1 rRNA gene is annotated in these 240 nt (G+C 51.2%); it reads right to left on the reverse strand.

The features are described 5' to 3' along the window. Positions 1 to 150: 150 nt before the first annotated feature. Positions 151 to 240: ribosomal RNA gene (gene rrf, locus ACW5XD_RS23990) — 5S ribosomal RNA — on the reverse strand; the annotation flags it as partial.

Raw genomic sequence — 240 nt, forward strand, 5'->3', positions numbered from 1 at the left:
TCATCCTTACCAAGGATGCGCTCTACCAACTGAGCCATATCAGCACACTAACCGGTAAAGACCGCACTGCGTGCGTTATCTAAATCTTCTGTCCGATACAACCTGACGTTGTATCGCGACCAACCACATCGCTGTAGTTGTTTAATTGAAGCCTGGCAGTGTCCTACTCTCGCATGGCGAATGCCACACTACCATCGGCGCTACCGCGTTTCACTTCTGAGTTCGGCATGGGATCAGGTG

It is taken from the genome of Aeromonas enterica (genome assembly GCF_054052465.1).